The following is a 25,087-nucleotide window of genomic DNA, read 5'->3' on the forward strand; positions in this document are numbered from 1 at the left end:
ATAACCAATTATGACCAGAAAGAAAAAGACACGTAAAGTTGCAGCCAATGGAACACCAAGGCTGAGTAAAGAAAAGCTCCAAGCATTACGTGCACTCAAAGAGCAGCGTAGCAAAAAAACCAAAGGTAAAAAGCCGGGTTCTAGAAATGCACCAGAGATCCTAGTGAAAGAGCAATCAAACACGACGACCAATAAAGATCCGCGTGTTGGTAGCAAAAAGCCCATTTCTTTGGTCGCAGAGCCACAACCGACTAAGTCGAATACACAGCCAGAGATGAAGCGCCATCTACAGCCGCAAGTTAAGTTAACTACAGCGGTAGAGACGTTAACTCCAGAGCAAGAGCTAGAGCAGTTAGAAAATGACGAACGCTTGATGGCGCTACTTGAACGTCATGAACGCGGTGAACTGCTAACAGGTAAAGATGCGAAATACTTCAATCGCGGCATTGCACGTCATCAGGAACTATGTGAGATCTTAGGAATTGATGATGAGTTTGAAGAAGGCGATATGCTAGAAGATGATCCAATGGATCAGTTTATGAGTAATGATCTAGCAAATGAATGGTTAGACGACGACTTTGAGGAAGATGATAAGTAATGAATACTGCATGGATCATCGCAATCATTATTGGTGCCCTGATTATTGCTGGACTGGCGTTTTACGCGGGTAAATTACTTTGGCAACTGAAGGTGCAAAAAGAGCAGATTGCCAAACATCGCGAGCAAAAGGCTGCTGAGCTTGAAAAGTCACGGCAGCAGCGCAATGGAAAAATTGCGGATAGCGTTAACTTGATCGCGCGTGCGATGAAGGAAAAACAATGTGAATATTCTGAAGGGTGTTTACGAGTTTGGGTACTCATCTCGCAATATAGCTTTGACGAGGAAGTTGACTTACAACAGAGTTATCCTGGTGTTTATCAGATGTATGATGAAGTCAAAGAAATGCCAACTCATGACGCGCGTAAGAAGTATTCTAAAAAAGAGATTTTCAAAATGGATAGCCAGCGTTGGCGTGCTGAAGAGCGCCTAGAAGCAGAGATCTTACAGGACTGTGAAAAGCTGATAGCGCGCTTTAAAGCGGCTGCTGGCAGTGAAAATGTTGTGTTTCAGTAAGTTGGCTTTGGAAAACGGCTAAGTGAATCTTTATCCAAACTTCAGATTAAACGCCCCAAGTGGGCGTTTTTTAGTTCTAAATGAGAAGTTTTTAACCCAGTTAGGGTCAGGTTTACTCCTTCAAGTTGAGTAAGTATTAAGTCAAATAGGCATGAGTTTACTGTGTGATGTATTCACATTCGGTCAGCACTAAAGCGTCTTTACATTGGTAATATACTTCCACTTGTTTTCCTTCGCCTAAATCCTTGTGTAGCGTTTCCATCAAAGTGAAAATAAGTTTCTTGTCATCAAACTGAGTCAGCTTGACGGCATCAAAGCCAAAGAACTTTTGCACCGTGCTATAAAGTGCCTTAAATATGCTTTCTTTGGCCGAGAAAATAACAGTCAACGGGCAGTGCACTTGCTCGCCGAACAGTGTAAAAATTTCAGCTTCTTCAGGATGTAAAATTTGTCGTTGTAGTTCGACTTCCTGCTTCGGTTTCATATCTCTTTCGATATCAATGCCTAAGCCTTTCACGGCGATATCATCTGTAGCAATCGCAGCCGCGATCCCTCGAGTATGCGTAATACTGGCAACAATATTAGCAGGCCAGATAGGCGCCCGATCGGAGCCGTTAAGTAGCGTAAAGTCACCTTGTCCAAATTGCGCTAGGCAGGTCTTGGCACATATCCGTCCCGCTAAAAACTCGGCTCGCCTTTTCGCCACTGCTTTATCTAGTGAAGCGGGCAGGAGTATATTTTGCTGTTCAAAGGAAAGCGCGTCAAAGCTGTCAGGATCAAACTGAATGCAATGAAAATGGTGTGAGAGGTAGGGGGTAAATAGGTGACTCTGAGTGCTTTGCAAAGCTGACTCCCGTTATTCGTATCCATTATTACAAGGCTGATATAGCGCCTCTAATTCGCTTTGGACGCTTAGTGTGCATGAGCTAAGCGTCCATAGCAAGATATGAACGAGAGATTGAAAGTTATTTTAGCTTACTTGCAACTGACACCAGTTGCAGAGCGAGGCTTGATACTTTTTCAGCAAGTTCTAGGTCTTTAATTTTACCTTGGTCATCAAATACATTAAATGCGCTAGGTACAGCCAATTGGTCTGCGAGGACTAAGCTGCCAATGCCAGACAACACATCACGGACATGGTTTAGGCCACGTAATCCACCTAAGCCGCCTGGTGAGGCTGCATAGAGTGCCACTACTTTGTTTCTAAATGCTGGCACTGCACCTTGTTCTGTTCTAGAAGCCCAATCTATTGCGTTCTTGAGCACCGCAGTGAAGGAGCCGTTGTATTCTGGGCTTGCTAATAGAATACCATCGGCATCGCGTAGCTTGTCTTTTAAAAGTTGAGCACCTTTTGGTGTGCCTTGTGCTTCAAGATCCTCATCGAACATTGGAATATCTAAATCTTGTAACTTGATCACTTCTACTTCTGCGCCACTTTCTAGTGCAAAGTTTGCCGCGGCTTGGATGAGTAATTGGTTGTAGCTGTCTTTTCTTAAACTGCCTGCTAGTGCGATAATTTTTGCTGTAGTCATCTTGCTGATACCTCATTTTGTTTCGTTAAAGTGATAGTAGCAAAATTTTACTTGCACAAAACCGAAATAAACGCAAAGCTTGTGTGCATATATGCACAGAGGTGGTTATGGATAAATTCACAGATTGGCAGGATCTTAAGGTCGCTTATACGGTTGCCAAGCTTGGCACCTTATCAGCGGCGGCTGAGCATTTAGAGATCCACCACAGTACGGTACTGAGGCGAATAAATAGCTTAGAAGAAGCATTGGGAACGCGGTTATTTCACCGTCATGCCCGAGGTTATCAGGTAACACAGGCAGGAGAAAAGCTACTTGCGACGGCGAGTCAAATAGACGAGCGCTTGATGGAGTTGAGTACTTCTATCGTTGCCTCGGACAGCCAGCTTAGAGGTAAGCTTTTGGTGACAACGGTCAGTGGTTTTATGGATATGCTGTCGGAGCCTTGTTTGACTTTTCAGCAATTACACCCACAGGTGCAACTTGAAGTCATTCTCGACCAAAAGCGTTTACGCTTAGATCACGGACAGGCGCATGTTGCGGTGAGGGCAGGGCCAAAGCCCGATGAGCCCGACTACATAGTGCAGCACCTAAATACGTTGGAAGCTGGCTTGTATGCGTCTTCAAGCTATATCAAGCGTATGGGGATCCCTAAAACACTTGAAGCGTTACAGGCGCATTACTTTGTCTCTGGTGTGGCCGGATTTAATGCAAGAGTGCCATATTTCGCTTGGGTAGATGAACATATCCCTGAGACACAAGTGACGCTTAGGGTATCTGAAACGTCAGATGCGTCGCGTGCCATTGTTAATGGTTTAGGTATTGGTGGGCTACAGCACGATGTAGCAAAGCGTTATCCAGATTTACAGCCGGTGTTGCGTGATGAGTTAAAATGGTTAAGCCAAGTTTGGCTAGTTACCCATGTACTGGTTCACCGAACGGCCAAAGTACAGGCATTATGTGACGTGTTAAAGCGCCATTTTGCTAGCCTGAACTGAAGTTAAGAGAATTACGGCTGGCGTTATTTTTCCAGCTTTTTGCAGCTAACTTTACTGAGCACGACATAAGTATCTTTTTTCGGATAGTAGAGCACACACTGGGTGTCACGAAGCTGCAAGATGAAACTCTCATAAGCGAGATTATGGGCGCCTAAAATTGGACTGCCATTACCATCAAGGCTTTGGCCATGCTCAAGCAGTAGTATTGGACTACGTTGAAAAACGGTGCTTGCGAGCGTCGGTGGTACACCGCCTTTGAGTTTTATTATAGCTTGCTTGAGTTGTAATAACACTTCGGGCGAAGAAGCCGAGAGTACAGCTTCGTTAACCGAAGTTGCTGCAGGCGCGCTATTACACGCTTGCAGCAATAAAGCCAAAGCGGTGATTTTCACCGCTTTTAGCAGCGCCATTATTGCGGCTCCTTAGGCTTCATTAAAATTGCATTTTCCCGTAGTGGATAGACTGGGAGCGTAACCGCATGCTCCTTATTTTGATACTGTGGCTGAGCGGTAGGTGCAAATTGCGCTACATTTGGGCAACGACCGGTATCTATATGCGTCAGTGCTGCGGCAAAAAGATCTTCCTCTTGACTGCCTAGCGGTGCTGAGAAGTCATCTGCGACAATACAACCTGGTACTTGTGCGCTTAGACCAATTTCACCGCTGCTTGACGCTCCTGAAGGGATAAAGCCATCAGCGTAAGCATCAAAGCCCTTCGCATTTTCTGAACCAAACTGAATGGTATAGTAAACCGTGCCGCAGTTTTGCGCGGGCACGAAGCCGTAGGGCTTGCCTCGAGTGGTACCACCGATCAAAAAGACTTCAACATCAATGCCGCGCAGGCCATTAATTACATTTTCACTGGCAGAGGCCGTGCCTCGTGTTGAGAGGATATAAACTCTAGGTAAAGTTACCGTAGGTAAAGAGGTGGTTGTAAACTTGTTTTCAGCCCAGTTAATCGCTCTAGACTCAAACTCTGTTCGTTCTTCTTCAGCAGTACGCTTGTCATTTAAGGTGCTATAAGTGAAGGTTTTATTTAGGCTGCTGTTGCCCGCAACCATATAGCCTAGTTGCGCTGCCATAATGACGCGACCACCACCGTTGTAACGCATGTCGAGTACCAAGTCGTCTATTTGTTGTGTTTTAAATAGATTAAAGGCTTCAATTAATCCTTCTTGCGCTGTTGGAATAAATTGATTGAACTGCACATACCCAACCTGCTTGCCGCCATAGCTAATGACTTTAGCGTTTTGTACCGGTGAGGTTTCAATATCGACTGAAGTCAGAGTGACTGATTTGTCGTTACCAGCTTTATCTTCAAATACAAAGTTATGAGGCTCGCTTTGCTCTGGTGATAGGCCAGCATTCAGTGCAGCGGTATTATCACTTGAAATAAAGTCGACGCCATCTATCGAGAGGATCTTATCTCCACGTACGATCCCTGCATTCGCGGCTGGTGAATTAGGCTCTACTGCGGCGACAGTAAAATTACGTGGTGGTGATGTGGATATGGCCGCCCAACGAATGCCATAACCGGTTGCAACACCCGATTGCGCTTCTTTTTGGAAGCTTTCATAAGATTCGTAGAAATGAAATTGATCTTTGGCATTACCCGACGCCGTCGTTTGGTTTGTTTTTAATTGCTCGAAGTAATCAATAACGGTATCGAATTGTGTTGGGTCGTTATCTAGTACTTCGTCGTACCAAAGGTAGGTTTCGTTGGTAAAAGAGCGGAGCCACATTTTTTCATGCATCGCCGTACCAACCTTATCGGGATAAGGTTGGTTGTTGTTATATTTGTCAGTACCCGTTCTTGGCGAGGCGCAATAGTTAATAAACTGACTTGACGCAGGAAATTGATTAAACGTCCAAGTTGGCGGCTCGGTTTGTCCCGTGTTATTACCTGGGTTATCGGTGCCTAATGAATCGCTACCACCGCCACCACAAGCGGCTAATAACAAGCTCATTGCTGCTGATGCGAAAACTAGAGTAATACGTTGCATCGTATTCACGTTCCTGTTTTAGTTGTATGACTAAAAACTAGCACTGCTTGGGTTATCTCGCAATCACTGTTTCTGCCAAGCCGTGAATAATTTCCGCTGCTGTGAGGAGATTTTTAGTCCGTAGGTTTTTTCCATATAAAAATACGCCTCAGCGATGCGTTTTCTTGCATATTCTGGAGGTTCAATTCGGCGTAATTTAAAGTCTATCTTGACTGGACATGCACCATAATTTGCTTCAGTACTAGGTAACATGCCAAAACGGAAATTAGACCGATCCCCATTGATTTCACCAATCGCTGGAGCAAGATTGTGAATATCTGCTTCCATCCTCCTAAATTGCTCACTGACTTTACGGCAGTGCTTTCTGCCCCCATCTTGCCAGCACTGCAACTGATGTCCAAATTCCCACGCGGGCACGATATGCTCCCACTCAATGCGCTGAGCACGGGCGTTTTCTTTGCCATTACGAGTGTAAGGTAACCTCGGGGTATAACCACAACTTGCGGGATCGGGCACCAGCTTTTTGCCTTGCTTTTTGATATTACAATTACAATAAAGCGTGCGGGTATTGTCGGTAACTTGTTGTGATAAATGTTTCTTTGCTTTTGAGAAAGACGTGAATTCTTGAGCGTTAGCCGTTAATACAAATAAGCCAAGCGCTAAGATATAGCAATATCGTGACATAACCTCTCACCAAATGGTGGAATACAGGGAATGTCACTATATCAAAAAAATCATCAATACCAACAAGCGTATACGGTAAACCCCTTTATTTATTCAGTGCAGGGCGACGTTTTCTCCAAGGTGGAGATTGCAATAATAACAATATCCCTGTTAGACAAAAGAGCACACTCGTAGCGGCGAAGGAAATGAGCAAGGGGTTATTAAAATCCTCACGTTCGTCGTAATCCATAATGTGTAACATCCAAAAAAAATCAAAGATGCGCCACAGCGTGCTACGAACCGTCACAACTTCACCGCTGGTTGCGCTAAGATACAGGGTAGTGGAGAAGATATCGTTATACTCGACTCGCCAAACATCTTCCTTGTAACCTGCTTCTCTGGGGGCTTTGGCAAGTCGTTCAATTTCGCTCACATCCGCTGCAATTAATAGGTGTTGGTTGGCCTGCTGTATTATTTGCTGTTGATTTGGAGTGGTAAAAGGTGCGCCTGTTATCCCGTTGAAAATAAGCTGCTCATCTTGGTTAAGTTTGATGATGGGAGTATCGAGAAAATGGCCGAACTGGATTTGGCGCACTTGCACCGTGCTTTGTACTAACTGATTGAGATCAGCTTGGTACGCTGCAGCGGGAAAGGGGTTGTCTAAGCTTCTATGCGCTAAGTGTTTACCATGGATCTTTTCCAATGGGATCGCGCTCATGACTAGCCCGCCTAATAGCCAAGCAAAGATCTGTAAAAACAGTAAATAGCCAAGGTACTTGTGGAGTTTACGTGCGGGTTTTAGCAGTTTTTTAATCATCACAATATGTTATTCTAGTTGTTCGTGAGTATGATAACTATAACGCACGGTGCTTAGAATGTGACAAATTGTCGCATTGTCCAATAAGTAATGTCCTTATCACACTGATAAATAAGTCATTACTAGATTTAGCTTTACAAGGTAGCTTTTAATACATGTCTGAAATTCAATTTTTAAATGTCGATTTGGAACTGGAGTCAAAGCAGGATATTAGTGCGCTAGTTTCGGATTTAAAGAAAAATGCTATCGTGCTGCATTACGATCAAGATGACTATCGTCAATTGGCTCGCATCGAAGCAAATACCAATGAATTAACCCCTGACAAAGCGATTAACCAACTGTGTGAGTTAATTGAGTCTTGCTCTAAAGCGGCACTTAAGCAATGGCTAGGTTGTACTAAGCGAACTTTTGATATTGGCTTTAACTCAGGCAAGTCACCCAAGTGCTTTTCGCAAGCACTACAGGCCGATACGTTGCTTAGGATCTCTGCAATAGGTGCCGGTATAGAAATTACTATCTACCCAGTAGAAGAATAAAAACTCTAAAAGCTAGATTAAATTGTTTTATATGTTAACCATGTTAATGTATTGATAATTTATTTTTGTTGTTTTATCTTGTTTATTCCATAACACGGATTATTTCTAGGAACGCAAGATGAAACAACATGTAACCCTCTCTACCCTAATGATAGCCATGCTCGGCGGAATGTCTTTCGCAAGTTCTGCGGCAGGCAAGGTTAATCTTAATACCTACAGTTCACTTAAGCAGCTTGATAAATTTAACGCTGCACCAGTTCAGGTTGCTGATATAAAGAAGCAAATTGCGAAAAAATTAGCGCTATCACTTAATCACGTAGGCCCCCAAGTTCAAACTCAACTTAGCCTGTATCAGGATGCAGTTTCACTGGAGCAGCTACAAGTTCAGGGGTCAACTAAGCAGCTCATGACAGAAGCGAGCCAGTACACTCGCTCGTTAAAAGGCCTGACTGACTATAGCTCTAATCTATATCAGCTGCGTATTGCTTCTAGCGAAATGCTAACAAAGTGGCAACAAGGTGAAGCGCCATTAATTGCTTTTGCGCCTAAAGGTGATGATAAGCACTGGCAATATGTAGAGGCCTTTGATGAGCAAGGTCAATTGCATTTACTTGACGCACATACAATGCCAGAGCGACCCGTGCTAATCGTTGAACTTGATAGTGATAAGGTAAAACAAGAAGGCATTCAGGTAATGAAGCAAGTGTTTGCCAAGCAAGGCTTAGCAATGCCATCAACCGCTGTGCAGAGCAACGATGATGCTGCGCCGATTTCAACCAGTGTATTGAAGAAAATCAGACTAAATGACGATGAAGAGCCTTGGGTATCTGGGGCTGCGGAAGTTTACGGCATTGTAACAGGCGTCAACCCATCCCGAGATGAGCCCGTTCTAGATATTGTGGACATGCCATATTTGGACCACGATGGTACGGACTATACGCCTAACCAAATTATCATTCACTGGGAGCGATATCGTTGGCAAGCGGCAGATTTATTGCTGATGGAGCAAGACGACAATACTAACTATCAAGAATTAGCAACAACACTTTTGGATATTGTGACGCAAGTGATGCGCGCTATTCCTGATCCTAATGTTCAAGGCTATGCGATTATCCCGCAACTGACGAATCAATTGATCAAAGCGATGCCAAGCCATTGGTTTACTAACGATGATGACTACGTTGATGTGTTTTACACCTTGTTTGAAGGACAAACTTATAACGGGCATATGGGCGCAAGTGGTAATGCGAAAGTGACGATTGAGCCACTTACAATTAACCCTCGCTAAATATTAGCCAAAATGATGTTATTGAAAAAGGCCAGTTACTGGCCTTTTTTATTTATAGTTACCAAATTGCTTCGACAAACTCTGGATGGTCTACAAATGGATTTCGGTTACCCTGAAATTCATAAGCAGCTTGGTTGCGCGCTTGCTCTAGGGCATCGACAGGATCTTCGTTATGCCATCTTTTTAGCATGTTGACGACCCAAGTTTCGAAGACTTGCTGTTGGGTGCCATTGAGTACCGCATTGCTGTAGCTGGTATTATTTTGCCAATTTGCAATCACATCTTGATAACGCGTTGCCATATAGAAGTAGGCACGAGCAAAATCTCCTTTGAAACTATCAATAGGCTCAAATACGGTACCGCTGTAGTTAATACCAGATGCTGAACCTAAGCGACTACCATTACTTGAGGTATAAGAGGCGCTTCCTACTTCACCAAATGGATAGTTACTACGCTTAGAATTTACATAACCATCGGAAGCAAAAATATGATGGATATCTGAATTCATCGGTTCTACTTGGCCACCAAACCAAGATTTAGGGAATGAGTGTTCACGATTGTAGCAATCGCCCTCGCTGCTGTAACTGCCGCATTGTGATCCGGTAGAGACATAAGTAACACTATCATTTGCCGTTGGCTTTTCAGAGTAGCGATCTAATATACTGTTATCTTTTTCAAAATAGCGGTCGCGCTCGTTCTGATCGATAAAGCTCCAAATAGCAGAATATCCTTGTGATTGGTGGTTACGAATAATCTGGTGTAATTCTGTTTTCAGTGCATAACCGCTCAGTCCAGCAGCAGAGGCATAGTAACCATCGCCTGAAGGGGGAGGCGTGGTTGTGCCAAGCGTAAAGGTATGATCTTGACGATTGCTGAACTGGCCGCCGGAAGCGAGCGTTGTACCAGCGTGCGTTAAGGTATACTGGCCATTACCATTGGTGCAACAAATTCCGTCGCCATAGCTGTCTAAAATCGTAAAGGTATAACTACCGTCGTTAAGACATAAGTTTTCATTTACCGATTGATTATTGCTATAGCCACTACCACTAGCAACTGTTGTGTTTGCTGTATTAGTGATTTGCCAGCTTGTTTCGCTACCATAATTATCGGTCATCAAAGCGAGAGTGACACTATTATTTTGACAGCTCTGAGGCGGCTCTGGTGTGGTAGAAGTTGGACCAAAGCCGTCAACGTAGACAGTTTCATTACCGTCAAAACCACTGCCATCATAAAAACGTAAGCCAACATTAATCGCAGTGGTTGCAGTTGCGGTATAGGTATAGCTAAGTTGTTGCCACTGCCCGACATTGAACTGATCTGAATAACCATGATAGCCGTCCACCACTAATCGTGCTTTGACGCCACCTTCCGTGTGATAGACCCAAGTGCTAAATTGATAGCTTTTACCTGCTTCAACGTTTACTTGCTGTTGTAAGTCTGTGCTACTTTGTGTTGCAGTAGTTACCTGCACCGCAGCGGCAAGATTACCGTCTTTTATTGGTGTCGTAACCGAGCTAAGTGTGATGCCCGAGTCTATCGTCGTCCATCCACTAGGGACTTGACCGCTCCAGCTCTCGAAACTGCCATTTGTAACTTCTGCAGCAGCGCTTAAGCTGAGTATTGAGCAATAAGAACTGAGTATTAGGTTTATATATTTCCCGTGTTTCATTTTTAGTCTCATTATTATGATTATCTGTATTATTGATTTGTCTGTGTATGACAGTTTGATTTTGCATCAAAACTGTTACGGCAATGTTAAACTTTTTAACGGTTAAATATCGAACTTCTTTTAATCTGTTTTCTTTGGACTTTTCAATCTTCAATAACTAAAAGGAATATAAAAGCAGATTCTATTCTTTTTGATCTCTCAATTTGCCACGTATGCTTCACGCTAATAAAAGTAGGCTACGCTGCGTGCGAGCCAGTTATGCAATGAGCAAGCAAAACCTTTTGGGTACGGGGATCCATGATGTTGTTAAGTCAACTTAATGCTGCAGCAAGTCCGCTGACACATGAACAACTGCAAAAACTACAAGGCTTAGTTGGAGAGTTAAATCCAATCCAACAGGCATGGGTAAGTGGCTATTTAGCTGCAACCGCAAATTCAGCTGCATTATCAGGTATTGCTGGACAAGCAACAGCAGGCGCTGACGAGTCTGCACCTCTGACTATTTTATTTGGTTCACAAACTGGTAACGCAAAAGGGGTTGCAAACCAAATTAAAGCTCAGGCGGAAGCGCGTGGCTTGACGACTAAGTTGGTCAATATGGCTGACTACAAACCTGCCAACCTGAAGAAAGAGAAGTTCTTAGTGATTGCTGTCTCTACTTACGGTGAGGGTGAGCCACCAGAAGATGCAGAAGCATTGCATGAATTCTTAGCTGGTAAGAAGGCGCCTAAACTGGAAGGTGTAAAGCAAGCTGTGATTGGCCTTGGTGATTCAAGTTATGAATTCTTCTGCCAAACAGCAAAGGATTTTGAAGCGCGCTTGGCTGCCCTTGGCGCTGAAATTGCTGTGCCACGTGCTGACTTAGATGTGGATTATGAAGCTGAAGCCGAGGCGTGGATCGCACAGGCGCTAGATGCGTTGGAGCCTGCGCTTAAAGCTCAGCAGCAAGCGGGTGGTGGTAATGTTATCAGCATGCCGTTTGGTGCTCCTCAGGCCGCAGCGAGCCAATATACAAAGCAAAACCCATTTGCGGCTGAGCTGAGTGTGGTACAAAAGATCACTGGCAGAAACTCAAGCAAAGATGTGCGTCACATTGAAATTTCCCTTGAAGGCTCTGATATCACTTATCAGCCGGGTGATTCACTTGGCGTGTATTTCTTAAATGACCCACAAGAAGTGGCGGCGGTGATCGATGTCTTAAAACTCGACAAAGCACAAACTGTAAAAATAGGTGAACTCTCGGTTTCATTAGAAACGGCGTTAATTGAACATCTTGAGCTAACACAGTCGTATCCTGGCTTTGTTGAGAAGTATGCGATTGCGACTGGGAATGAGGAACTAAGCGCACTTGCAAACGATAAAGCGGCATTGCGTGCTTATATTGAAGAGCGCCAAATCTTCGATGTGATAAAGCAAAACCCTGCCAACATTGAGGCGCAAGCACTAGTTGATTGCTGCCGCAAATTACAAGCGCGCCTGTACTCTATCGCGTCAAGCCAAGCTGAGGTGGAAGAAGAGGTGCATTTAACCGTAGGTTTAGTTGAATTTGATACCTTTGGTGAAAAGCATTTTGGCGGCTGCTCAGGTTATTTAGCGAATCGTGCTGAAGAAGGCACGAAAGTGAAAGTATTCAGTGAGCACAACGATAACTTTAGATTACCTGTCGACAATGCCACACCTGTGATCATGGTTGGCCCAGGTACAGGTATCGCACCGTTTAGAGCCTTCTTGCAAGAACGTGAGGCGCGTGACGCAGAGGGTGAAAACTGGCTGTTCTTTGGTAATCCACACTTTACAGAAGATTTCCTTTATCAAGTAGAAATTCAAAAGTATGTAAAGTCGGGTTTATTAACACATGTAGATTTGGCATTTAGTCGTGATCAGGCAGAAAAGATTTACGTGCAAGATAGACTGCGCGAGAAGGGCGAAGCTGTATTTGCATGGCTTGAAAAGGGCGCTCATTTTTATGTCTGTGGTGACGCTAGCAGAATGGCCAAAGATGTACACCAAGCACTTATCGACATCATTAAAACCCATGGAGGGAAAGATGATGAACAAGCTGAGCAATATCTTAAAGCATTGCGTAGCGCAAACCGTTATCAGAAAGACGTTTACTAACGCGTCTTGTTATACCGTCAGCCAATTTTAATGTAGGAAAGACAATGAGCAACTCTGAAATCAAACCGAATAGTAAGCTCGATGCAAACGCAAAGTTTTCTGATAATGAGCGTTTGAAGTCACAAAGTGCCCACTTACGTGGCACAATTTCAACGGATCTGACCGATCAACTAACCGGCGGCTTTACTGCGGATAACTTCCAATTGATCCGTTTCCACGGTATGTATCAGCAAGACGACCGCGATATCCGCCCAGAGCGCACTAAGCAGCGCCTTGAGCCACTGCATAACGTGATGCTCCGCGCTCGTATGCCTGGTGGTATCATTAAACCACATCAGTGGTTGGCGATTGACGAATTTGCAGCGGATAAAACCATGTATGGCAGCATTCGTCTGACAACGCGTCAAACTTTCCAGTTCCACGGTGTATTGAAGCCAAACATCAAAGGGATGCACCAGCTGCTGAATAGCGTAGGTATCGATTCTATTGCGACGGCGGGTGATGTAAATCGCAACGTGTTATGTACAACTAACCCGGTTGAATCCGAGTTACACCAAGAAGCGTACGAGTGGGCGGCTAAAATTTCAGAGCACTTGCTACCTAAAACCAAAGCTTACGCTGAAATTTGGTTGAATGGTGAAAAAACCGAGACAACGGCAGAGCCGATTCTGGGCGATACGTATTTACCACGCAAGTTCAAAACCACCGTTACTATTCCCCCAAACAATGAAGTCGATGTGCATGCCAATGACCTCAACTTTGTTGCTATCGCAGATGAGGGCAAACTAGTTGGCTTTAACGTGCTTGTGGGTGGTGGTTTGGCGATGACTCATGGTGACGTGAATACCTATCCGCGTAAAGCAGATGACCTTGGCTTTATTCCGCTTGAACATACGCTTGCCGTTGCTGAGCATGTAGTTTCTGTGCAACGTGACTGGGGTAACCGAGTAAACCGTAAAAATGCAAAAACTAAATATACGCTAGATACATTTGGCACTGAGGCGTTTAAAGCGGAAGTTGAAAACCGTGCCGGTATGACGTTTGAGCCAAGCCGTCCTTATGAATTCACTCACCGTGGCGACCGCTTTGGTTGGGTTGAAGGTATTGATGGTAAGCATCACTTAACGGTGTTTATCGAAAATGGCCGTATTTTAGATTTCCCAGATAAACCACTTAAAACAGGTTGTCGCAAAATTGCAGAGATCCACAAAGGGGATTTCCGCATGACTGCAAACCAAAACTTAATTATTGCTGGAGTTGCAGCTGAGGATAAAGCGCAAATCGAACAAATTGCCCGCGAGCATGGTTTGATAGATAGCAAACATTCAGAACAGCGCAAAAACTCGATGGCGTGTGTATCGCTACCGACGTGTCCACTTGCGATGGCTGAGGCGGAGCGCTATTTACCTGAGCTTGTGACAAAGGTAGAAGAGCTGCTCGCCAAGCATGAGGTTGCTGAAGAGAATATTATCCTTCGTGTAGTTGGCTGCCCTAACGGCTGTGGCCGAGCGATGCTAGCTGAGGTTGGATTCGTGGGTAAAGGACCAGGTAAATACAATATGTATTTAGGTGGTAACCGTGCTGGTACTCGCATTCCTAAGCTGTACTTGGAGAATGTTGGCGAAGACGTCTTCCTGCCAGCGCTAGATGAGTTGATTGGTCAGTGGGTCGGTGAGCGCAACGAAGATGAATGTTTTGGTGACTATGTCATCCGCAAAGAAATCGTTGCGGAAGTAAAAGTGTCAAAAACTGATTTCCACGCTTGATTTAGAACGGGCAGCTACGCTGCCCATTGGATGAGAAAATGAGTGATTTTAAGCAAATATTGACTCTGGACAGTGCAACTCAGCAGATGCTACTTGCGGATGCTAATGCCCTACTGAGTGATAAAACTGCCGAGCAGAGAGTGGCTTGGGCACTGGAAAACTTACCGGATACTCACTTTTTGTCTTCTAGTTTCGGTATTCAAGCTGCGGTTATGTTACATCTTTTGACTCAGCAGCAGCCTGATATTCCCGTGGTACTTACTGATACGGGCTATTTGTTTCCTGAGACGTATCAATTTATAGAATCACTGTCAGAGCGTTTGGCACTCAATCTTAAGATATACCGTGCTAAGCAGAGTCCTGCTTGGCAAGAGGCGGTGTATGGTAAGTTATGGGAGCAAGGCGAAGAAGGGATTAAAAAATACAATACCCTAAACAAAGTTGAGCCGATGACTCAAGCGTTACGTGAACTTAGCGCAGGCACTTGGTTCAGTGGCTTACGTCGCCAACAGTCTTCAACGCGTGCGGATAAGCCAATCGTTGAGCTCAGTCGCGGCACGGTCAAGTTTTACCCTATTATTGACTGGCATAATCGTGATGTTTATCAATATCTTACAAAGTTTGATTTGCCTTATCACCCGCTCTGGGAGCAAGGCTATGTTTCTATGGGGGATGTTCACACTACTCGTAAGCTTGAACCTGGCATGACAGAGGAAGAAACACGTTTCTTCGGTCTAAATCGTGAGTGTGGGTTGCATATTGATGGTGATGGTATTTAGATCCGCAACGTATATTTAGTAGATTTGAGTGTGGCTGGTTTTTTGACTTGGAAATTCCCAGCGATCGGTCATACTTAGTCTATTATTTGTTCAAGGTCTTGGAGGTGGCTTTGATCTACTTTCCAAAGACGATGTTATTATTGCTACTTTGTTGTACCTTGTCTCTTGCTGGCTACGCTAAAACCGCGGAAGAAAGCAAAACGTTTATCAACTTTGCAGTGCAGTATTATCCTCCCTTTATTATCGAACATGCCCAAGAGCAGGGTGTGCTTATCGATATTTTCGAGCTGTTTGCAGCACAATATCATTACCAACCAAATTACCCTGTGTATCCAGAAAAGCGTTCGTCTGTAGAAATCGAGCGAGGAAATGTTGATGTGCGGATGGAGTCTGAACATTGGTATCGTGGCACAATGCAAATGTGTTGGAGCGCGCCAATTTACACAATTGAAGATGTCTTTGTTACACACAAGCAGGCTGAACAATTTGATGTCAACGGCTTAAATGAGCATCTATTTTTAGGTCGATTTGGTTACACCTATCCTCAGTTAGAGCCGTATTTTGACAGTAATTTGCTGCAGCGCAAAGACTACTACTCAGAGTTTGATATCTTATCCGTGCTTGCAGGCGGAAGTGACAAAAGTCTCGCTTTTTCTATTGTTGGCGAACCAACACTACGTTGGTTACAGCTGAAATATCCAGTATTAAAAAGTACTATCAGCGTGCGCGGCGTTTCGGATGTGGCGCCGTTACAATTGCAGTTTGGTCGCACTCAAAGAGCGAAAAAATTGTGTGATGACTTCAATCACTTTTATGCTGACTTTAAAAAAACGGAGCAATTTAAGCAGATACTGTTAAAGTATGGGCTCTAAGGAAAGTCAGAGTATGAAGATGAAAGCCGCAAGTTACTTGATGATTATGATAATGCTGGTGGCGTTAGCCAGTTTGTTTGTATTGAAGCGTCCTGATGGCAAGCCATGGTTAAATGTAAATTCGTTGACCAACAAGGTTGAGCAGCAGGTAACAGAATTAACGGTTCAAGGTGTGACAGCGCTTGATAAAGTGAAAACCCACACGAAGGAGCTTGTGAGTGACGACACTCAGCAATCTACATCTGGGGTGCAAGTGTATCGTTGGCAGGACGCCAAAGGACAATGGCATTACTCTGATAAACCCAATCCAAACGGCGAGTCGCAGCACTATCAATTAGACGAGCGCAAAATTACCGTGATAGCAGCCGAAGACACAAGCATTCTGAATAAACAGCCAGAGCAAGCCGTAAGTAAAGAAGCTGCTTCGGCATTACCAACGGCATTAAATCCAAAAGCGGTAAAACAGGTGATGGAAGATGCGAAAAACATTCAGCAGCTGATGGATGATAGAACGAAACAGCTTGAAAAGGCACTGGAGGAAAACCAGCGCTAAAGTCGTTGTTCAATATATTCTGCAATGGCGAGACTTGCGGTCAATCCCGGTGACTCAATCGCCATTAAGTTAACAAAGCCTGATATTCCATGGGTTGCCTCGAACTGAATTACAAAGTCACTTTGCTTTTCTTTGCTTAATTTAGGTCTTATCCCAGTGTAATCCGCTGTCAGTCTATTCTCATCCAGAGCTGGCCAGTATCGCTTTATTGCGGTGACAAAGCGCGCTTTTTGGGAGTCATCAAACTGATAATCTATGTTTTCAATATAGTCGGTATCAGGGCCAAACTTGAGTTGCCCAGCTAAATCCAATGTCGCGTGTACGCCCAATCCATGCGTGTTAGGTAGAGGGTAGATGAGCTGTTGAAAAGGGTGCTTACCTTGATAGCGATAGTAACGGCCGCGACAATAATAGGCGATGGCTTTGTCGCTATCACCGGTAATTTTATTGAGTACATCGGGGGCGTTCAGCCCAGCGCTGTTTATCAGCTGGCTACAGCTCATTTCGAACTGCTCGCCATCGCAGCGCAACGCAACAATAAAATCACTGCCTAATTGCTGTGCGTGCATAAACTCACTTTGCGTCGCAACAATCCCCCCATTACTTTCAATCTCAGCGATGAGTGACAGCATAAATTGGTGGCTGTCTACAATACCGGTGGAGGGAGAGAATAGTGCGCTATGTATTTTCAAATAGCTGAGCTGTTGCTTGATAGTCTTGGATGAAGCAAAGTCAATATCCGTGACAGAGTTAGCATGGGCACGCGTCTTTATTTGTTCTAAGCTTTGCACTTCCTCTTCGGTTGTCGCAACAATGAATTTACCGATTCGCTGAAAGGGGATGTTTAGCTGTTCACAGTGTGTGTAAAGGAGTGTTTTTCCTCGCACGCAGAGCTGGTGCTTTAAGCTACCATAAGGGTAGTAAATGCCGGCATGGATCACTTCACTATTACGGCTACTCGTATGCTCACCTACACGAGATTCTTTATCGATAACAATTACGCTGCGGCTCTGGCTGAGTTTTGCTGCTATCGCTAAGCCTACAACGCCAGCGCCAATAATTAGGGTGTCGACCTTTTCCACAAACTAAGTACCTTCATAAACCTAGACGCTCAGGGTGCAGTAAAATCAACCCAATATCAAGCTGGTATACGCTAATCTCGGTGCTCTCGACGCATTAACAAAATGGTCAGATATATTTTAGTTGGTAAAGAACAAATAAGGCCGAGCGCGACACAGCTCGCACCAATTATAAAACCGCTCGGACCAAGATCATTCAGCCAGTCGCTCGTTAACATGGTGTGGCCTGTGAAAATTAAAATCAATCCCACCACAATGAGCATATGCAGAGGCCAAAGCTTTTGAGTTGACACAGTACCACCTCACTATTTTGTGTGTTGCAATAATAATGAGGTGGGTTTGGTTTTTTATAGTTGTGATAGATCAAGTTTTAGCGTGATACTACGGCGGCGGTCATTCTGGAAATGCAGCATAGTTCATTGCGACTGTTAGTGATGCGGATCTCCCAAACAGATGAACGTTTACCGAGATGTACAGGCTTAGCAATGGCTGTGAGTATGCCTGTTCTTGATGCTTTTAAGTGATTAGCATTGATCTCTTGCCCAACACAGTAGAATTGTTCAGTATCTACAACAAAGTTTGCTGCGTAACTAGCAACGGTTTCCGCTAAAGCAACGTTTGCGCCGCCATGGACCATACCCATGGGATTATGGTGCTCAGGAATGGCAGGCATAGTCGCAACCAAGTAATCGTCACCCACCTCGCTGATTTCTATTCCTAACGTTTTCATGAGCGTACCTTTACCCGTCATGCCATCTTCCAGCTTTTTGCATAACTCTACACTTACGGGTTTGAACCAGATTGCCATACTTGTCTCTCTTTTGAATACATATGCTTACATTTTTTTACTATGGCGATTTTTTTTCATAGTTACAATCGTTTCATTAACATAAAGGGGAAAGTATGAAAGCATTATCGCTGATAGGACTGTTATTTTATTCAGGCTTCAGTATAGCTAACTCTCACGAAGTAAGTGTTGGCTTCGGAGAGTTTTTAGAGATTGAGGATGGATTCTTAGGTGTTCAGTATCGACACTATCTTACTGAGTTAAAGAATGATGGCACACCCTATGGTTTACAGGGGTACCTGCAAAAGAGTAACAACTTCTCTGTAGGTGGTTTTAAAAATGATGATTGGCATCTTTACCAAGCTGATGCGGAATTCTTTATTGGACGAGACTGGCGAGTTGCTGTAGATGTAACTCAATTTAGAGATGACTCTGCACTTTTTACTGCGACGCGAGATACGATAGCGCTGGTACAAGTGGGACGTTTTGTTAGTGAGAACATGCAGCTTGGGGTTACGTTCATCGGTGAGCGTTCAGAATTTGATAACTACGGAGTGGATGAACGAGATACAGAAACGGCAATAGCGCCATTTTTTCGTTATACAGAGATTGATAATGGCGTTGGATGGGATGTAAAAATGCAAAAAGTCGCAGCAGATATCGACTTTTGGCAGATCCATGCCGGTTATTATTTGGCTAAGGACTGGCAAGTGTCTGTATCAGCTCGATTGCGTGAAGATGATTTTGACCAATCCGTAGTGGAATTACAGACCGATTATTGGTTTAGTTCACAATCGGCGCTGAAGTTTGGTATTGGCAGTGCGTTTGATGATGGTGGTATCAATACCATTACGCTGATTTACACTCGCAGGTTTTAAAAAAGACGGCCGGTGCCGTCTTTTCCATTAAAGTATTACCAAAAGAGACCTATAACATTTGTCTTAAGACGTACTGTAAAATTCCCCCATGTTGGTAGTACTCCCACTCTTTAGGGGTATCGATCCGGATATCCGCCGAAAACTTGATTTCTTTGCCATCTGCATTTGTTGCCGTGACTATCACTTCGGTTGATGTGTCGTATATCCCTTCAATTTCAAACTCTTCTTCGCCAGTTAATCCCAGCTCTTCGTGGCCATCATTTGGTTTAAATTGTAGCGGTAATACCCCCATGCCGATGAGGTTAGAACGGTGAATACGTTCGTAGCTTTTAGCAAGTACGGCCTTAATCCCAAGTAGTAAAGACCCTTTAGCAGCCCAGTCTCGTGATGAACCCGTGCCGTACTCACTGCCCGCGAGTACAACGAGTGGCGTATTGCGCTGTTGGTATTGCTCTGCCGCATCGAAAATACTCATAAGTTCGCCCTCAGGTAATAGGCGAGTAATACCACCTTCTGTACCCGGAGCCAATTGATTGCGTAAGCGTACGTTTGCAAACGTACCTCGCATCATGACTTCGTGGTTACCACGACGCGAACCATAAGAGTTAAAATCAGCTTGCTTCACTCCTTGCGCTTGTAAATACTCCCCAGCTGGTGCCGAAGCTTTAATATTACCTGCTGGAGAAATGTGGTCAGTCGTCACTGAGTCGCCCAGTTTAGCGAGACAGCGTGCGCCTTTGATACTGGGGATCCCTGGTGGCTCTTTACTCATATCATCAAAGAAAGGAGCTTTTCGAATATAAGTAGAGCTATCTTGCCAATCATAGCGCTCACTCTGATTTACCGCGATTTGTTGCCAATGTTGGTCGCCTTGGTAAACGTCTGCATAGTTCTTCTCAAACATGGCTTGTGTGACTGTCTGAGACACAAGTTCACTGACTTCAGAGACCGATGGCCAAATGTCTTTTAAGAACACATCTTGGCCGTCATCAGTTTGACACAATGGCTCATTGTAGACATCGATATCAGTGCGACCTGCAAGCGCATACGCAACGACAAGTGGCGGCGAGGCGAGGAAGTTCATTTTTACATCTTGGTGGATCCGCCCCTCAAAGTTGCGGTTTCCTGATAAGATGGAACTGACAACCAGCTGATGTTTAACGATGGCTTCGTTAATTTCTTTTGGTAAAGGGCCTGAGTTGCCGATACAAGTCGTACAGCCATAGCCCACTAAATCAAAGCCTAGTTCAGCAAGTGGTTCCAATAGGTCAGCTTGTTTGAGGTAGTCGGTAACTACTTTTGAGCCAGGAGCCAATGAGGTTTTCACCCAAGGCTTAGGTTTTAAGCCAAGTGCCTTTGCTTTTTGTGCAACAAGACCTGCGGCAAGAATAACACTTGGATTAGAGGTGTTTGTGCAACTTGTGATTGCGGCAATAACACAGGCGCCATCGACCAACTCAAACTCTTGAGCTTTAAATGTAACCTTACCGACGCCAAGCGTTGCGGGCTCATCTTGGTCAACTCGAGAAGTCCCGCCTTCACCAACAGTGCGAGCTTCATCTTGATCTGACACGGCATTTTTTTCACTGCGCTCATGCTGGAATTCACCCAAATGGGCTTGAATTGTTTTGCCTGCGTCATTGAGAGGAATTCTATCTTGTGGGCGCTTTGGACCTGCAAGGCTCGGAACCACTGTCGCTAAGTCTAGTGTCAGTACGTCGGTGTAAAGTGGTTCATCTCCAGGTTCTCGCCACATGCCTTGATGCTTGGCATAACCTTCAATTAATGCAATTTTTTCTTCATCACGATTGGTTAGTCGTAGATATTCCAAGGTCTCGTTATCAATGGGGAAAATACCGCAGGTTGCCCCATATTCAGGTGCCATGTTGGCGATGGTGGCACGATCGGCAAGTGGTAAGTCTGCTAAACCATCGCCAAAGAACTCGACAAACTTACCCACTACGCCGTGTTCACGTAGCATTTGTGTCACGGTGAGTACCAGATCGGTTGCGGTTGTGCCTTCAGGCAACTGTCCTTCCAGTTTAAAACCAACGACCTGAGGAATGAGCAGTGAAATTGGCTGACCAAGCATGGCGGCTTCGGCCTCAATGCCGCCTACGCCCCAACCTAAAATGCCAAGGCCGTTGATCATTGTGGTATGAGAGTCGGTTCCCACTAATGTATCAGGGTAGGCGAATGGCATACCGTCGATTTCTTTTTCGAATACGACACGTGCTAAATACTCTAGGTTAACTTGGTGCACGATCCCGGTTGCGGGTGGCACCACTTTTAGATTGTCAAACGCGCCTTGCCCCCAGCGCAAAAATTCATAGCGCTCTTTGTTGCGTTGGTACTCTAACTTAGCATTAAGATCAAAGGCGCCATCGTGGCCATATTCGTCTACTTGTACTGAGTGGTCTATGACCATTTCAGCGGGTGATAAGGGATTGATTTTATTTGGATCGCCACCGAGTTTTGCCATAGCGTCACGCATTGCAGCAAGATCCACGATAGCTGGTACGCCTGTAAAATCTTGCATCACGACGCGCGCGGGCGTGAAAGCAACTTCTTTACTTGGTTTATCTTCCGGCTTCCAGTTGAGTAAGGCATCGATGTCTTGTGCAGTCACGTTTTTGCCATCTTCATGGCGCAGTAAATTTTCTAATAAAATTTTAAGCGAAAACGGTAATCTTCTTGCTCTATCGCTTAAAGCTGGAAGTGAGTGAATATGGACCTGACGCTCGCCGACGGTAAGCTGAGTCAGGGTGTTATATGAATTATTCATGCTTGACCCTTTCCTTATACCAACTGCACTTAAGATTTGCTCTATATAAGAGGGAAGTAGAGCATCCAATTAAGTGAATTGGTTTTGTTCTAAAAATGCAAAACAAGGTGCATAGAATGTACCAGTTGCAGACTTGCCGTTTTTTTGTACTGCTATAGTCCTAGTGTTGATTGGGGACTTTTTCAAGGGGGAAGTGCACTTTCGCGAGGCATCGGTGCACTAAAAAGGTGAGCATTTTTGTAATTAAATACGTCAGCGTCTGGGATTGCTAGCCAAAGGAAATGGGTTTTCGGCCTGTATTTTTGTCCACTTGTGTGTAAGATTTTCCTGAATTTTGTCGTTTTTTCTTACTCGGCATTGGTGCCGTTTCGGCGCGTGGAGTGGCAACTGATCGCGGTTGCGGCGTTGCATCAGGTGCTAAGGTTAAATGAAATTCATCACCATCAAAATGCAGAATATCGCCTGAATAAATCTTTTTACGTTTTTGCGTACATATTTCATCGTTGACTGCTACATAACCTTCAGTGATCAATAACTTAGCATGTCCGCCAGTTTCTGCTAAGTCGAGCACTTTCAAAAGGTTACACAATTCTATCGGCTCTTCTTCGAGCTCAATTTCAATAAACCCATCTTGCATTTTTATAACCTCAACATGCCGTATTTACCTAACACAGCCAGTGTCTTATTGCCTTATACGACAGTATATAAAATTACTGCGGTGAATGACGAAACTTTTTCATTAAATCCGGGGTCTTTAACATTATTGAAGCATTTGGTGTGTATCTTGCAAGCCGGCCACGCGATTTGTTTTTATCAGTATTTTATGGAGGCAACGATGGGTATTCGCACAGCATTAAGAAAAGAGCTTATGAACGTTGATAAGACTGATCTAATGACCGCGGATGATGTACGTCACTATGTCAATGAGTCTCTCACGCAAGCCAAGGATAAGCTTTCTGTCATCTCTCGATTTAATGAGCATCATAGTCAGGTACAAGCCGGGCTGCCAAGTCAGGAGCGGCATCTACGTCATCAACAGCATCGATTGTTTAAAGATATTCTCTATCCAAAAGCGTCTGTTGAAAATTGGTTGTCTAGGTGTTAATTTGAAGTATTAATTTAATAAGACTGAGGTTGAAGTGTACTTCCCAGATAAGGTGCATTTCAAACCGAGGCGTAACACCAAGGATGACAATGCAACGTATTTTCGCAATTGCTACTTTATTGTTGAGTGGCTGTAGTACCCAAACTTTACACATCTTTGAATCCGGTCTTGATGAAGGTACTAGAGCTAACTTAGTTCAAGCTTTAGAAAAGCGAGATATTCATTATCGTTTTACCGAGCTTCCCGTACCGCTACAATATGAGAGTGCACAATTAAATATTCCACCGATGACTTCAGGCGACAAATGGCTGAGGGATATCGAATATGTGGTGAAAAATATAGGTTTTGATACGCTGACAATTTCAGAATTTAATATGGAAGGGCACCGCTATACACCGAATAACGCGGGATTGTATCTGGTGCAAAACAGAGCTGCTCAAGCATTGCCAGATCTATTATTTGCCCACCAATGCAAAGACGATTCTATCCAATTGCAGCTGAAACCCAATGGTCATTGGCTGCAGGTTGGCACTGAGTACCGGGGGCGTTGGACTTATAAAAGTAAATATCTCACGCTCACATGGCATGAGAAACCCGAACAACATCCCTACCAACAAGTGTATGCCGAGCGCGAACATACAGTGCAGACATTACAGGGGCCGAAGCCTGCAAAAACATTTACCCGCCAGCAGCTTTTCGATGGACCAGTACCAGTATTTAACTGTGACTTACAAGTGATCTTTGCTGAGTGAATTAATAACTTGCTGGGCTCGTGATACTTGTTGCAGGCCGAGCTTCACCTGTTTCGTGGCGGGGACAAACGGAGCTGGAGCCGTTTGCGAGCTCTGAATCACAGGGTATTCATGAAGCAAATTAGCATACATGGACTGAGTGCTTGGTTTCAACAAGAAATCAATAAATAACTCAGCATTGTGTGCATTGGGTGAGTGCTTTGCTATCGCAACTGTGGTGGTAGAAATAGGCGTTTTTCCCGAGTGCATTTTCAGGAAATGGATCTCTAGCTGTTCGGCAAGTGCCTTATCGCGCTTATTTTCGGAGTGTTGCATCATGCTCCAATAATAGTGATTCGCCAGCGCAAATTCACATTGACCTTGTGCAAGCGCTCGTAGTTGATCTCTATCTCCTCCTACAGGGCGTTTTGCTAATAGCGTATTAGCGTGGTTGAGCCATGAGGAGTCATTGCTATTCGAAGAAGCATAGAGGCTCGATGCTAACGTCAAGTTATAACTATGAGACCACTGTCGAATGCAAAACTTACCCTGGTAAAGCGCTTTATCTAAATCCGAAAAGTGCTCGGGCAAGGGCGTAGAAACGCCTTTTTTACGGAATAATGCGCGTGTCCTTATCGAAACACTGATCCACCGCTTATCATCATCCTTGAGTTCATGATTTACTGCTTGCCAATTTGTGATCTTGTCGATAGGACGCAGTAGTGTTTTGTAATCATGCAACTGAATTAGATCGGAGGTGAGCAACACATCGGCCTTTGAGTCGGCGCCATCGCTTTTGAGGCGCTCAAGCAGTTGTGCTGATTTACCATTTACTAGGTTTACGGTGATCCCAGTCTCTTTTTCAAATGCCTGGAGGACAGGTTGAATTAATTCATATTTTCTAAATGAATAGACGTTTACTTGTGAGGTGTGGGGCTGCGTTGCAACCGCTTGACCAAAATGTACCCAAAAGAGCAAAAAAAGGAAAAGTTTACTTTTATTCATTGCAAATAAGAATT

General features: G+C 44.3%; 26 protein-coding genes. 13 read left to right on the forward strand and 13 right to left on the reverse strand.

Annotated elements, in window-relative coordinates:
* Positions 1-10: 10 nt before the first annotated feature.
* Complete coding sequence (gene yihI / locus EXT47_RS01165; protein ID WP_010607784.1) at positions 11-598, forward strand: Der GTPase-activating protein YihI; 588 nt, start codon at positions 11-13, stop codon at positions 596-598.
* The gene (locus EXT47_RS01170) at positions 598-1,113 is read left to right on the forward strand and encodes a DUF2489 domain-containing protein (RefSeq protein WP_010376294.1); all 516 of its coding nucleotides are present in this window, start codon (positions 598-600) and stop codon (positions 1,111-1,113) included. The genes yihI and EXT47_RS01170 overlap by 1 nt, the downstream gene beginning before the upstream one ends.
* A 157-nt stretch (positions 1,114-1,270) precedes the next feature.
* Here EXT47_RS01170 and EXT47_RS01175 read toward each other — a convergent pair whose 3' ends face one another.
* The gene (locus tag EXT47_RS01175; protein ID WP_130125744.1) at positions 1,271-1,957 is read right to left on the reverse strand and encodes a 4'-phosphopantetheinyl transferase; all 687 of its coding nucleotides are present in this window, start codon (positions 1,955-1,957) and stop codon (positions 1,271-1,273) included.
* Between the two features lie 121 nt (positions 1,958-2,078).
* On the reverse strand, positions 2,079-2,645 hold the full coding sequence (locus tag EXT47_RS01180; protein WP_130125745.1) for an NADPH-dependent FMN reductase: 567 nt from the start codon (positions 2,643-2,645) through the stop codon (positions 2,079-2,081).
* A gap of 107 nt (positions 2,646-2,752) precedes the next feature.
* Here EXT47_RS01180 and EXT47_RS01185 point away from each other — a divergent pair, with 107 nt between their 5' ends.
* The gene (locus EXT47_RS01185) at positions 2,753-3,640 is read left to right on the forward strand and encodes a LysR family transcriptional regulator (RefSeq protein ID WP_130125746.1); all 888 of its coding nucleotides are present in this window, start codon (positions 2,753-2,755) and stop codon (positions 3,638-3,640) included.
* A 23-nt stretch (positions 3,641-3,663) separates the two neighbouring features.
* Here EXT47_RS01185 and EXT47_RS01190 read toward each other — a convergent pair whose 3' ends face one another.
* The 4 genes from EXT47_RS01190 to EXT47_RS01205 all read right to left on the reverse strand — a co-directional run bounded on the left by EXT47_RS01190 (position 3,664) and on the right by EXT47_RS01205 (position 7,122).
* Positions 3,664-4,050: a hypothetical protein gene (locus EXT47_RS01190; protein ID WP_130125747.1), complete on the reverse strand. Its 387-nt coding sequence runs from the start codon at positions 4,048-4,050 to the stop codon at positions 3,664-3,666.
* The gene (locus EXT47_RS01195) at positions 4,050-5,642 is read right to left on the reverse strand and encodes a S41 family peptidase (protein ID WP_130125748.1); all 1,593 of its coding nucleotides are present in this window, start codon (positions 5,640-5,642) and stop codon (positions 4,050-4,052) included. The genes EXT47_RS01190 and EXT47_RS01195 overlap by 1 nt, the downstream gene beginning before the upstream one ends.
* A gap of 63 nt (positions 5,643-5,705) precedes the next feature.
* Complete coding sequence (locus EXT47_RS01200; protein WP_039494600.1) at positions 5,706-6,326, reverse strand: endonuclease; 621 nt, start codon at positions 6,324-6,326, stop codon at positions 5,706-5,708.
* An 85-nt stretch (positions 6,327-6,411) separates the two neighbouring features.
* The gene (locus EXT47_RS01205; RefSeq protein ID WP_130125758.1) at positions 6,412-7,122 is read right to left on the reverse strand and encodes a hypothetical protein; all 711 of its coding nucleotides are present in this window, start codon (positions 7,120-7,122) and stop codon (positions 6,412-6,414) included.
* A 155-nt stretch (positions 7,123-7,277) separates the two neighbouring features.
* On the opposite strand from EXT47_RS01205, the gene EXT47_RS01210 reads away from it, so the two are divergent.
* Both EXT47_RS01210 and EXT47_RS01215 read left to right on the forward strand, forming a co-directional pair.
* A complete protein-coding gene (locus EXT47_RS01210) occupies positions 7,278-7,658 on the forward strand; it encodes a hypothetical protein (protein WP_010376275.1) in 381 nt (126 codons plus the stop codon).
* 118 nt (positions 7,659-7,776) lie between these two features.
* On the forward strand, positions 7,777-8,946 hold the full coding sequence (locus EXT47_RS01215) for a DUF3103 family protein (protein ID WP_130125749.1): 1,170 nt from the start codon (positions 7,777-7,779) through the stop codon (positions 8,944-8,946).
* 58 nt (positions 8,947-9,004) lie between these two features.
* Here the strand turns inward: EXT47_RS01215 and EXT47_RS01220 are convergent, their stop codons facing one another.
* Positions 9,005-10,615, reverse strand: coding sequence for an endonuclease (locus EXT47_RS01220; RefSeq protein WP_010607794.1), 1,611 nt, complete (start codon positions 10,613-10,615; stop codon positions 9,005-9,007).
* 300 nt (positions 10,616-10,915) lie between these two features.
* Between EXT47_RS01220 and EXT47_RS01225 the strand changes: the two genes are divergently transcribed.
* The 5 genes from EXT47_RS01225 to EXT47_RS01245 all read left to right on the forward strand — a co-directional run bounded on the left by EXT47_RS01225 (position 10,916) and on the right by EXT47_RS01245 (position 16,703).
* Positions 10,916-12,733, forward strand: a complete 1,818-nt coding sequence (locus EXT47_RS01225; RefSeq protein WP_039494592.1) for an assimilatory sulfite reductase (NADPH) flavoprotein subunit — start codon at positions 10,916-10,918, stop codon at positions 12,731-12,733.
* 44 nt (positions 12,734-12,777) lie between these two features.
* Complete coding sequence (gene cysI / locus EXT47_RS01230) at positions 12,778-14,499, forward strand: assimilatory sulfite reductase (NADPH) hemoprotein subunit (protein ID WP_039494590.1); 1,722 nt, start codon at positions 12,778-12,780, stop codon at positions 14,497-14,499.
* A 38-nt stretch (positions 14,500-14,537) separates the two neighbouring features.
* The gene (locus tag EXT47_RS01235) at positions 14,538-15,278 is read left to right on the forward strand and encodes a phosphoadenylyl-sulfate reductase (protein WP_039494589.1); all 741 of its coding nucleotides are present in this window, start codon (positions 14,538-14,540) and stop codon (positions 15,276-15,278) included.
* Positions 15,279-15,382: 104 nt separating this feature from the next.
* Complete coding sequence (locus tag EXT47_RS01240) at positions 15,383-16,150, forward strand: amino acid ABC transporter substrate-binding protein (RefSeq protein WP_240701580.1); 768 nt, start codon at positions 15,383-15,385, stop codon at positions 16,148-16,150.
* A gap of 13 nt (positions 16,151-16,163) precedes the next feature.
* Complete coding sequence (locus EXT47_RS01245) at positions 16,164-16,703, forward strand: DUF4124 domain-containing protein (RefSeq protein ID WP_039494586.1); 540 nt, start codon at positions 16,164-16,166, stop codon at positions 16,701-16,703.
* Here the strand turns inward: EXT47_RS01245 and EXT47_RS01250 are convergent.
* From EXT47_RS01250 to EXT47_RS01260, 3 genes are all read right to left on the reverse strand, one after another.
* Positions 16,700-17,785: an NAD(P)/FAD-dependent oxidoreductase gene (locus tag EXT47_RS01250; RefSeq protein ID WP_039494585.1), complete on the reverse strand. Its 1,086-nt coding sequence runs from the start codon at positions 17,783-17,785 to the stop codon at positions 16,700-16,702. The two genes, EXT47_RS01245 and EXT47_RS01250, sit on opposite strands and share 4 nt — an antisense overlap.
* Positions 17,786-17,856: 71 nt before the next feature.
* Positions 17,857-18,075, reverse strand: coding sequence for a hypothetical protein (locus EXT47_RS24030; RefSeq protein WP_039494584.1), 219 nt, complete (start codon positions 18,073-18,075; stop codon positions 17,857-17,859).
* A gap of 77 nt (positions 18,076-18,152) precedes the next feature.
* Positions 18,153-18,590 (reverse strand): PaaI family thioesterase, encoded by a 438-nt coding sequence (locus EXT47_RS01260; protein WP_010376255.1) that lies wholly within the window; start codon positions 18,588-18,590, stop codon positions 18,153-18,155.
* 95 nt (positions 18,591-18,685) lie between these two features.
* On the opposite strand from EXT47_RS01260, the gene EXT47_RS01265 reads away from it, so the two are divergent.
* Entirely contained in the window at positions 18,686-19,447 is a 762-nt protein-coding gene (locus EXT47_RS01265) for a hypothetical protein (protein WP_130125750.1), read from the forward strand.
* A gap of 49 nt (positions 19,448-19,496) precedes the next feature.
* Here EXT47_RS01265 and acnA read toward each other — a convergent pair whose 3' ends face one another.
* Positions 19,497-22,232, reverse strand: a complete 2,736-nt coding sequence (gene acnA, locus EXT47_RS01270; protein WP_130125751.1) for an aconitate hydratase AcnA — start codon at positions 22,230-22,232, stop codon at positions 19,497-19,499.
* Between the two features lie 268 nt (positions 22,233-22,500).
* A complete protein-coding gene (locus EXT47_RS01275) occupies positions 22,501-22,869 on the reverse strand; it encodes an RNA-binding S4 domain-containing protein (RefSeq protein ID WP_130125752.1) in 369 nt (122 codons plus the stop codon).
* Between the two features lie 198 nt (positions 22,870-23,067).
* On the opposite strand from EXT47_RS01275, the gene EXT47_RS01280 reads away from it, so the two are divergent.
* Together EXT47_RS01280 and EXT47_RS01285 are read left to right on the forward strand one after the other, a co-directional pair.
* Positions 23,068-23,337, forward strand: coding sequence for a hypothetical protein (locus EXT47_RS01280; protein ID WP_010376248.1), 270 nt, complete (start codon positions 23,068-23,070; stop codon positions 23,335-23,337).
* Between the two features lie 89 nt (positions 23,338-23,426).
* The gene (locus EXT47_RS01285; protein WP_039494577.1) at positions 23,427-24,089 is read left to right on the forward strand and encodes a hypothetical protein; all 663 of its coding nucleotides are present in this window, start codon (positions 23,427-23,429) and stop codon (positions 24,087-24,089) included.
* On the opposite strand, the gene EXT47_RS01290 is transcribed toward EXT47_RS01285, so the two are convergent.
* Positions 24,066-25,046 (reverse strand): extracellular solute-binding protein, encoded by a 981-nt coding sequence (locus EXT47_RS01290; protein WP_223193748.1) that lies wholly within the window; start codon positions 25,044-25,046, stop codon positions 24,066-24,068. The genes EXT47_RS01285 and EXT47_RS01290 overlap by 24 nt on opposite strands.
* Positions 25,047-25,087 lie beyond the last annotated feature (41 nt).

This window comes from Pseudoalteromonas sp. CO342X (assembly GCF_004208915.1).
In the GTDB taxonomy this organism is placed as follows: domain Bacteria; phylum Pseudomonadota; class Gammaproteobacteria; order Enterobacterales; family Alteromonadaceae; genus Pseudoalteromonas; species Pseudoalteromonas maricaloris.